Here is an 11,200-nt window from a genome sequence, read left to right as displayed (position 1 = left end):
ACTTGAAGAAGGGTTGGAAGGGAAAGTAAAACTAAAAACTAATATTCCTATTAAAGGTAGATGGAAGGTTATGGCAAGAGTAAGAGGTATGTCAGGGATAGAGCGAGAAAGTTATACTACTGGCTGGCAACCTCAAGGAGAAGTTGGAAAGGGAAGTTTTACAATTAAAATCGAGAATAAAACGGTAGGGAAACTACCAGTAGAAGGGTCTGAATGGAGATGGGTTGAGGTAGAGGGAAGACTTTTAATTACTAAAACAGGCAAAACTGAAATAGTCTTTTTAACCTCTGATACAGGCATAGCAATAGATAATATTCTTGTTACCAATGACTTGGATTTTACACCAACCAACCTTGACAACACTCCTACAGTTAAACCTTCAACACCTCAAAAAATTAAAATATCTGAAATAAAAGGGGAGGGCGAACCACTTGAGTGGAGAGGGTATACAATAGCGCCTCCTTATGTAAGAATTGAATGGGAACTTTCTACTGCTCCGCAAGGTATAAGGTATTACAATATATACCGAGGCGAAGATAAAGATTTTAAAGTAGGACCTGAAACTCTTATAGGAAGTGAGACTGATATAGTTTTTGCTGACCTGCAACTCAAAAAAGGGACAGAATACTATTACAAAGTAGTAGCAGTAGACAACTGGGATAACCGTTCTGATGTTTCGGAAGCGCTTATGGTAAAAATAGAATAATAAATTTGGCAAAATATGTTTTTAATAGGAGAAGAATTAATGAAAATAAAAAAATATCTAACCTTTAAAACAATAGTTATACTGGGTTTGTGCAGTTTGTTAAACTCATCAGTTTCTGCTTTAACCAAACCTATAGATTTTCCTTCAAAATGGAAACTTAACCTTGGCGCACCTTCGAATATTGAAAAAGAGGTTAAAATTCTTGATGATACAGGTTCTTACATCAAAGGTTCTTATGTTTTTGTAAGGGGGCATTTCAGAAGTGATCTGTTTTATGTGACGGATGGAGATGAGTTTGAAATCTCTTTTTATGCAAAAGACCCAGAAGAAAAAGATGTCTCTTGTCTGTTATACACCTACTCTCGCCAAGAAAGTGGTGTATTAAGATATAGCAAGACAATAAAAGGTTTTACTCAAAAAGCAGGTAAGGAATGGACAAATATATCTGGGGTTGTAAAAATACCTAAACCATCTGAAGATAAAAACTTAGTTGATGCGATAATTGTTGTAATGGCAAGTAACACAGGTGCGTACTTTGATTACCCTTTGATAGTCCATATAGAAACCAACAAATGGGACAATATTGAAACCGCACGCCACCAAGGAAGAGGTAAGTTAAAATTCAATTTGGGAGAATATAGTGAAGCTTTACAGGAGTATAATAAAGCGTTAAAGTTTGCGTTAACATCAAAAGATAAAGAACAAATTATGGCAAATATTGAAGAAACAAAGCAGGCTGAAAAGTTTGAAATGACAGATAAAAACAGAGAGAATATTTTTCCCAAAATAGACCTACTTGTAAAACAGAAAAAATATAAAGAAGCTCAAGCAGAATACGAAAAACTTAAAAAACGCTCAGATAATAGTGGTTACCTTAAAGAGATTATATTGTTTAATATAGCCGAACTGCAAACACTTACAAAAGATTATAAAAACGCTCATAAAACCTATGAAGAAATCTATTCTATCCCTAATTTAACCGTTTACTACCATATTTATGGGCTATTTAGGCAAGCAGAGTTATATATTTGGCAGAAAAATTACAATAAAGCAATACAATTGTATCAACAGATTATAAGTAAAGAAGGTGCCTTAGAGCACCATATACTCAAAGCCCGTCTTTACATAGGAGATACATACAGGGCGAGACGGCAGTATCGTAAAGCAACTGATATTTACACTACTCTTCTTAGAGAGCAGGAAACATCAGACTTTCCTAACGAAGGTTTTAGAGTAGACCTTATTGATAGGCTTGACTTGATAAAAGAACTGGCAGATGGCAAAGAAGAGAAGAGTTTAAGAGAGAAACGTGTTGAATGGGTAAACAGCCCGAAATATGCAATATATGTTTCATTAGAAGGTAACGATAATAACTCTGGTACAAAAGAAAAACCTTTCGCCTCTATAAAAAGGGCTCAGGAAGAAGTAAGAAAAATCAAGTCGAAAAGTATGCCTAAAGGTGGAATAGCAGTATATTTAAGGGGAGGAAAATATTTTATTACAGAGAGCATCTCTTTCGGCATAGAAGATTCCGGTACGGAAGATGCACCAGTAGTCTACAGAAACTACCCAGAAGAAGAGGTCCGTATTATAGGAGGCAAACAGATAACAAATTTTAAACCTCTTAATGACCCAAAGGTCTTAAACCGCCTACCAGAAGAATCAAAAGATAAAATATGGGTTGCTAACCTTAAAACTGCTGGAATAACAGATTACGGTAAACTCTTACCCAGAGGACTTTCCTATTCTTATCCACAATCAGGGGCTATGGAACTCTTTTTTAACACCAAACCAATGAATCTTGCCCGATGGCCCAAGGAAGGATGGGAAAAGGTTGCTGACCTCGTTACTCCAGAAGGTGATGGAAATATTAGACTTAATGCTTACCAGAAAGGTAGGTTTAAATATTCAGGTAATAGACCAGATAGATGGAAAGAAGAAAAAAACATTATGGTAGCAGGATATTTTTTATGGGAATGGGACAAAGGACATTATAATGTGAAATCAATAGATACAGATGAACGTATTGTGAATATGGATGAAGATACCAGATGGCACAAAAGTGTACTTGGCCGATTTGCGCCAGTAGTAAAAGACACCCCCTATTATTTTTATAATATCCTTTCCGAACTGTCAGTTCCTGGAGAGTTTTATATAGACAGAGATACAGGCAATCTCTACTTTTACCCGCCGGACAAAATCAAGGGTAGCGAAATGATTGTATCTACGCTCAACTCTAACATTGTCAATATTAAAGATACCTCAAACCTTCTTCTTTACGGGCTAACGCTGGAAGGTACATGGGATAACGCATTAGAAATGGTAGGCGGTAGAAACAACCTTATAGCTGGCTGCACCATACGGAACACAGGAGTTCTGGGAGTACGGATAAAAGACGGATGGACTCATGGTGTAGTTGGATGTGATATATATGATACCGGAGAGGGAGGAGTTAAACTAAACGGTGGGGATGTAGAAAAACTTATCCCAGGGGGTCATTATGTTGAGAATAACCATATATATAGGTTCAACAGGTTTAGTTTTGGGGGAGGAAAATTTGGAATTTCAATGCAATATGGAATAGGCAACAGAGCTTCGCACAATGTGGTGTACGATTCCCCTTACATTGGAATAGCATTCAGCGAAAATGACAATATTATTGAATATAACGAAGTTTACGATACTATGCACGAGGCTCAAGATGGAGGCGCCTTGTACAACCACAATGGGAAGGCATACTTACGAGGTAGAGGCAATGTAATGCGTTACAACTTTATCCATCACATAGCGCCTCATACTTCTCCTACTAGGTCAAGCCTTGTTGCAGGTATTACCATAGACGGAGTCAACGGAGCTATGACTATGGAAGGTAATATATTCTGTTGCAATAACCTTGGGATATTTTCGCACGGACCAGATACTCGCATTGAAAACAATTTCTTTATAAACAACTCAACTAGCATCCTTATGGGGAGAAGGTTACACCTTAGCCATACAGGGCTGCATAGACTTTTACCTACAGTTGAACAACTTTTTAAAGAAGTCAATTATAAGCAACCTCCCTGGGACTATAGGTATCCGCAAGCAGTAAGCATATTTGAAGATACGTTGCCTCTTGGAAAAACTGAAAATAACATAATAACAAGAAACATAAACGATAAAGGGTTTTTCCTGAATATACCCCTCTCTATTAATGCCAAAAGAAGTGTTATAAGTAACAATTGGGAACAGGGAGACCCATTGTTTATAGACTCCGACAATATGGATTTAGCGCTAAGAGTTGGTTCTCCAGTATTTGGAATGAATGGTATAGAACCGATACCTTTTGAGCGTATTGGGTTATACAAAGATTCATTACGTGCCAGTTGGCCTGTAGAAAAAGCTCCTGCAGGTAAATATTACAGACCAAAAGCAAGCCTAAACACGCTGGTACAACAGGATACAGATCCTATGACACGCAGATTTCCACCATTAAAAAGAATTAGCGAAGCTCGCGAATATCAAGTTAAAAAAAGAAGAGTTCCTATAACAATAGATGGCAACCTTGATAACTCTGAATGGCTACAACTTGACAAAAGTAAAGCCATGCTCATAGAAGAAAATCATATAACAGGCAAAATAAAGGAAGGGGCAAGAAGTTACGCATGGCTCTTGTTTGACGACAATTACCTTTATTTAGGAATAGAAAACTGCCCTGACCCATGGAAAGAAGGCCTTAAAAAAGAGTTACCTTCTTCTTTAAACGAAATAACTATAGAGGGAGTTTTTGGTAAAAATACACCCTGGTGGGAAAAAGATATGCCGATAGGTCCTCTTTACACATTTAGTGGACACTCAAACGGTAATTTTAAAATACACGACCTTTATGGTATGCCTTTAGAATCGGCAGAGTTAATTCAAAAAAACATAGAATATAAGACCAAAATAATAGACCCAAAAACCTATCATTGGACAGCAGAATGGAAGATACCATTTTCAGCTCTTTCTATCTCAGTTAAAGATATTAGTTCGCTAAAATTCAATATCGGAGGACCTAAGAGAGCAGATTGGATATGCTGGGTTGCAACTGGTGGTTCCTTATGGCGTGTGGATAACGCTGGCTCTATAAAGTTTGAGAAGTGATTCGTTTTTCTTAATTAGATTCACAAGTTGTTTGGGTTAAATTTGGACAATTCACTCAAAAAAATATATAATAAATAGTATAAGGAGCAATTGGAATACTTACATAAGGAGTTCTCTTAAAAAACAAAGTTATTAAGTTTTCAAGTTATGAACTCACGGAGTTAATAAGTTATGAAACACAATATTTTAAGCGGTATGCGCCCAACAGGACCTTTGCATATAGGACACCTTTTTGGAGCTCTTGCAAACTGGAAGAGGCTTCAGGAACAAGATTATAATTGTTTTTATATGATTGCCGACTATCATGCCTTAAGTACCGAATATTCAACTATGAAAAATATAAAATCTTATGTTGAAGAGGTGGCAATGGATTTCATATCTGCTGGGATTAACCCTGATAAGTCTACTATATTTGTGCAATCTATGATACCTGCACATACAGAATTACATCTAATTTTTTCTATGATTGTCCCAACACCATGGCTGGAGAGAAACCCTGTTTACAAGGAGCAGAAAAAAGAACTTATTGAGAAAGATATTAATACTTATGGATTTCTTGGATATCCTGTTTTACAAGCAGCAGATATATTAATATATAAAGCTGCTTATGTTCCTATAGGTAAAGACCAGTTACCTCATCTGGAACTAACAAGAGAGATAGCCGCAAGATTCAATTATATTTTTGGGGAGACTTTTCCAATCCCAGAGGCTCTTCTGACTAAAACCCCCAAAATCCCTGGAACAGATAACAGAAAAATGAGTAAATCGTATGGTAATGCTATCTTTTTAAAGGATTCTCCAGAGGTTATAAGAGAAAAAACAAGTAAGATGTTCACAGACCCTAAACGAGTATATAGGAAAGATCCAGGACACCCAGAAACTTGCCCGGTATTTGATTATCACAAACTTTTTAATGATGAAAAGAGGGTAGGGGAGATAAAAGAAGAATGTATAAACGCCATAATTGGATGCGCTGATTGTAAAAAGGAGTTGGGTGAACTGTTGCCGATATACCTTAAAGAAATAAGAGAAAAAAGAAATGAGCTTGAAAAGAATAAGGAGTTGTTGTGGCAAATACTACGTACAGGCACTGAAAAAGCCAGAAGTCTTGCTAATAAAACCATTGAAGAGGTAAAAACAAAAACAGGATTAAAATATGGATAAAATCATTGAATCTGCTGTAAGGGAAAGTATTAAGAAGATTTCACCCTATGTTCCGGGCAAACCAATAGAAGAGTTGCAGAGGGATTCTGGTATAGAGGCATCAAAAATTATAAAACTTGCTTCAAATGAGAACCCTCTTGAAATATCTCCAAAAGTTAAAGACGCCATAATAAGGTATATTGATAATATATCAAGATATCCTGAAGGTTCTGGATATTACTTAAAAAACAAACTTTCAGAGTATTTAGATGTGGCGCCTGAAAAGATTATATTAGGAAGTGGCTCCAGTGAAATTATTTCGATGGCTATGGAAACATTTTTAAATCCAGGCGAAGAGGTGCTATTTCCAGCGCCATCTTTTCTTATATATAAAATACTTGCACATAAAACAGATGCAAAAATAGTTGAAATTCCTCTCAACGATGATTTTTCTTATGATTTAAATAGGTTTTATAGTAAAATAACAGATAATACAAAGATAATCATATTGTGTAACCCAAACAATCCATCTGGTACAATTATATATAAAGAGCAACTTGAAGAGTTTTTTAAAAAACTTCCTGAAAATATAATTGTTATATGTGATGAGGCATATATAGAGTATGTTGAGGATAAGAATTTTGGACACTCTTTTCCCTACATTGAAGAAAAGAACATCTTAATTGCAAGAACATTTTCAAAAATCTATGGTTTAGCAGGGTTAAGAATGGGTTACGGGATTGCTAAAAAGGGTATTATAGATTTTATGGAAAGAATAAGACCCCCGTTCAACACAACAGGCATTGGGCAAGAAGCGGCGATAGCTGCCCTTGAAGATACAGAATATAGAACTAAATCTTATGAAAATAACATCAATGGAAAGAAATACCTATATTCAGAACTTAAAAATCTTGGAATTTATTGTATTCCTACTGAGACAAACTTTATACTATGTAAATTTCAGAATAACGCTTCAAATATTGCAAAAGAACTTGAAAAGAGGGGTATAATTGTTAGATATATGAAAACTCCTAAGCTTGAAAAAGAATATATAAGAATAACTATAGGAACAGAAAAAGAAAACCTTATTCTAATTGAGAACCTTAAAGAGATTTTGAATCACTAAAAACATAACAAAAAAGTACCTTCACCTTTTATTTCTCTCTTTGAGAACTTTGGACAAACACCAAAAAGGGTAGAGGGTGTAAGGGATAAAGCTAAATTTGGCATAGTAATCGCTAAAGAGGGGGTTTTAAATGGAAAGACTAAAACTTGGTGTAAATGTTGACCACGTAGCTACATTGAGAGAAGCAAGAGGGGGGAGTTTTCCAGACCCTGTTGATGCTGCTATTATTTGTGAACTTGCTGGGTGTGATTCAATTGTTTGCCATTTAAGAGAAGATAGAAGACATATTCAAAACAGAGACTTGTATCTGTTAAAAGATATAATAAAAACCAAATTAAACCTTGAATTGGCTCTTTCGGAAGAAGTGGTTAATATAGCCCTGGATGTTAAGCCAGACCAGGTTACTCTTGTCCCAGAAAAGAAAGAGGAATTAACTACTGAAGGTGGGCTTGATGTTATAAAAAACTTTACAAAAGTTGAAGAACACATTAAAAAATTTAAAGAAGCAGGAATTCAAGTAAGTCTTTTTATTGAGCCTGAAGAAAAACAGATAGATGCCACAAAAAAAGCTGGCGCTGAATTTATTGAGATTCATACAGGTACTTACTCGGAATCTAAAACTGAAGCAGATATTTATAGAGAACTTGATAAGATAATAAAAGCAACAAAATATGCAACTTCAGTTGGAGTTAGAGTGAATGCAGGTCATGGACTTAACATTAAAAATAGCCCTGCTATATGTAAAATTGCCGGTATTGAAGAATTAAATATAGGTCAAAGCATAATTGCGAGAGCAGTCTTTATAGGGCTTGATAATGCCGTAAAAGAAATCTTAAAAATAATGAGGATGTATGAAAAAAAAGATAATTGATGCCTTTAAAGAACCTTTTAAGGACCAAGAAAGTAGGTTGAACTTATTGATAGGGGGAGTTATTACCTTTTTTCCAATAATAAACTTTGTCTCTTTTGGTTTTCTTGGGAAAAAACTTGAAAACAGCATCGAGCAGAAGAAGATACCGGTTAAGTGGGATGAAAATATTAAAGAATTTTTTATAAAAGGGTTTAAAATATTTATTATATGCCTTTCCTATCTACTTCTCCCTGTTTTATTAGCGTTTTTAGGAGGGTTCTTTATACTTACCCTTGCTGAAGGCAAAATCTTCTCTCTATTTTACTTTAGAGGTCAAATTCTTAACATTATAGCAACCTTATTGTTTCTTACCTCACTATACTTCATACCTTTTGCAGTCTGTATGTTCTTAGAGAGTGGTGATATTAAGAAGAGTTTTGATTTACAGGAGAATATTTCAAGGATATCCCTTATACCTCAGGAATACTTAGTAATATTTGGGTTAAGCATATCCCTGATAGTTGTCTCTGCAGTTATCCTCTTTTTTTTAATGAATTGGACTTTTAGCATACTTCTCTGGGGGTTTATTATCTTTTATGACAGTCTTGTTATTACCAACCTATTAAGTAAGTTCTTCCCAAGAAAATCTATTAGCATCAATATTAATTAAAAGTTTATTAGTGGTAGTAAATAATATTTTTTCATTTTGAGACTTTAGACTTTCAACTCAACAAAAGAAATTAAAATCTTGTTCCTCGAAGGGCTAAGTTTTAATTTCAAATCACAAACCTTATAAAAACAATTTAGTTATTTCAAAATTGCATTCCAAAATTGACCAGAATAAGTTTTACACAATTTCACAAGTTTTCAACAGACACCATCAAAACAGAAGTGCAAAAAGGGCTATTTCAGTTCTAACTTATTGACACTCTTACAGTTACACACATAACGTCGCATAAGGATTATTATGTTAACTTTTAGGATGTGGAAACCTATTAGAGTAGAACCTGCAGTTTTAAATTTGAAAGAAATATCACTTATTTTTTATTTAATAAGCATTATCAGCACTCAAGTTTTAAAGTGTTAATAATCAACAAGTTAAGTTTTTAAAATACCAGCAAGTAATTTAGAATTATACTATAGATTTTTAAACAAAAAAACGTAACACGATTGTTTTATTGAGTAAAAAGCCGTATAAATTTTGTAAATCAGATTAAGAACTTTAGCTTCAGGCGGTGAGAGTTAAATAAGAAAAAATCATTAAAATTCTTACAAAAAAGCCTCTTAAGGGCTTTTTGAGAAGCAAATAATGCAAATTCATCACAATTCTTACAAAGTATATTTTCTGAATAACCTCTCTTTTTTCCCTTTTTTCATCCTCTTCCAGAAGAGATAAACCTTTCATCAGAATCGAGTAGACCCTCTTTTTTTTAATATTATACTGCTCGCTCACTTTACTCCTTAACACCTAAGTCTATATTTCTGGCGATGTTAGCATACCTCATTTAACCTAATTTCTCAAGGGTAGATTTTTTAAAAAAACAGTACTCATTTTTTTATTTTTTAAAATTGCTTTTCCAAGCGCCCTACTCTAAATATTTTGTTTTTTTTTGGGGAGTTTAAAAGTTTTGAATGTACATCTATTTTTTTCGAACTTACTTCTCTTTTAGTAGTTTTTTCAGCAATACTATTTTCTCACTTTTAATCTTAACAGGTTTTAATTTTTTGACCAGGAGAAACAAGGTATGAATTTGTAAGAATTAGTTTTTGAATAAATCTTGAAAAGTACTCAGTAGGAGCAAAATTTAGAGGTTATTTTAGGTTGGTCAATAGTAAACACTGTTTTCTTTTAAGTTAAGCCATAATTTTTACTTTATTCTCTTTTCTTTCAAGAAATTCCCATAACAAGCTTAAAACCCCTATAATAAGTGCAGAAAAAGCGCTAATAGTCAAAACCCACGATAAAGACACCCCTTTATCAGCAAGCATCCCTGCAAAAAGATTACCAACAATACCTGCTATTGCGTAAGTTGCATACATATAACCATAAACTTTTGCCCGGGCATCCTGAAACATCCTCCCACCTAAAGAAGAAATACAAGGAAAAGAAGGGCTTGCAATCAAACTACCAAAACCTATAAACATTATTGCTAAAAAGTAAATAGGAGCAAAAAGTCCTGCAAAGAATAGAATGCTTCCAAGTATGGTACTAAAAGCTAAAACTTTACGATCTTCCCAAGGAAACTCAAAAAAAGCCAGAATAAATCTTCCCAGTGCCATCCCCAGAATGGCAACTCCTACAAAAAGAGACCCTTTAAATTCATTAGAACCAAACTTTGCTTTTGCCATAGGACTCAGCCAAGAAACCATTACTATATACATTAATCCGTGAAAAAAACTCATAAGAGGTACCCAAATCCATTTAAGTGACATTATTTTTGATGAAGCATTTGTTATAACTGGATTGTCTTGAATAGATTTTTCTTTAATCCTCATTAGTGGCAATATTATATTTTTTTCTGCAGTTATTCCAAAATATATAAAGAAGAGTAACAGAATAGCAAAAGGTGTTCTAAAAACAAGAGTTGTCCACCCTTTTAGCAGAGAAAAACTTAGCCATTTACCTATAACAGGACTTAAAAGCGCACAAGCAGTAAAATAGATAGCCGAGTATAAAGAAATAATACGTCTAATCATTTGAGGAAAAAGTTCTGAAAGTAAAGTCATATTAGCATTTATTATAAAAGCATTTGCAATACCTGTTATAATCATACCAGCAACAAGAAACGTGTAATTAAAACCCAAGGTAACCAGAAGAACTCCTAAAACCATTCCCAATATACCATAAAAAAGAACTTTAGATGCACCAAACCTTTCTGAAATATTTCCAGCAATAGGTGAAAAAGCAAAAAGACCTACATTGAGAGAACCAAGAATTATACCAAGTTGGGTATTTGTAAGTTCTAATAATTTCATAAATACAGGGCCACAAACCACCCCTGCTACCCAAGTCACCTCAACCAATATTCCTATTATAATTATAATTAAACTTATCTTTTTTCTCATTGATTAAAACCTAATTATAGATACTCGTTATATTTTCTGGAGAATAGAGAGTAAAGTTTCCTTTACCAAACAACACTCAACACCCCCTCCCCTTTTATCCCCTCAACGCTAAACCATTGTTTTCACTAAAGACTACACCTCATTATAACAAAGGGGCGACTTTCTTAAGCCGCCCCTTTAACTTACT

At 34.3% G+C, this 11,200-nt stretch carries 7 protein-coding genes; 6 read left to right on the top strand and 1 reads right to left on the bottom strand.

What is annotated here, in order from left to right:
• The 6 genes from M0P98_03320 to M0P98_03295 all read left to right on the top strand — a co-directional run.
• On the top strand, nucleotides 1-706 hold a 706-nt coding region (locus tag M0P98_03320; GenBank protein MCK9265899.1), incomplete at its 5' end, for a hypothetical protein.
• 39 nt (nucleotides 707-745) lie between these two features.
• A complete protein-coding gene (locus M0P98_03315) occupies nucleotides 746-4,828 on the top strand; it encodes a right-handed parallel beta-helix repeat-containing protein (GenBank protein MCK9265898.1) in 4,083 nt (1,360 codons plus the stop codon).
• A 171-nt stretch (nucleotides 4,829-4,999) separates the two neighbouring features.
• Nucleotides 5,000-5,992 carry a tryptophan--tRNA ligase gene (gene trpS, locus M0P98_03310; GenBank protein MCK9265897.1) on the top strand — a complete coding sequence of 331 codons (993 nt, stop codon included), beginning with the start codon at nucleotides 5,000-5,002 and terminating at the stop codon, nucleotides 5,990-5,992.
• Entirely contained in the window at nucleotides 5,985-7,097 is a 1,113-nt protein-coding gene (gene hisC, locus M0P98_03305; protein MCK9265896.1) for a histidinol-phosphate transaminase, read from the top strand. Before trpS ends, hisC begins: the two co-directional genes overlap by 8 nt.
• Before the next feature lie 130 nt (nucleotides 7,098-7,227).
• Nucleotides 7,228-7,968, top strand: coding sequence for a pyridoxine 5'-phosphate synthase (locus M0P98_03300; protein MCK9265895.1), 741 nt, complete (start codon nucleotides 7,228-7,230; stop codon nucleotides 7,966-7,968).
• Nucleotides 7,949-8,617 (top strand): DUF4013 domain-containing protein, encoded by a 669-nt coding sequence (locus tag M0P98_03295; GenBank protein MCK9265894.1) that lies wholly within the window; start codon nucleotides 7,949-7,951, stop codon nucleotides 8,615-8,617. The genes M0P98_03300 and M0P98_03295 overlap by 20 nt, the downstream gene beginning before the upstream one ends.
• A gap of 1,184 nt (nucleotides 8,618-9,801) precedes the next feature.
• Here M0P98_03295 and M0P98_03290 read toward each other — a convergent pair.
• Nucleotides 9,802-11,013, bottom strand: coding sequence for an MFS transporter (locus M0P98_03290; protein ID MCK9265893.1), 1,212 nt, complete (start codon nucleotides 11,011-11,013; stop codon nucleotides 9,802-9,804).
• Between the last annotated feature and the right edge of the window lie 187 nt (nucleotides 11,014-11,200).

The sequence above is a fragment of the bacterium genome, from assembly GCA_023230585.1.
Classification (GTDB): domain Bacteria; phylum Ratteibacteria; class UBA8468; order B48-G9; family JAFGKM01; genus JALNXB01.
This window is presented reverse-complemented; position numbering and strand designations above follow the sequence as displayed.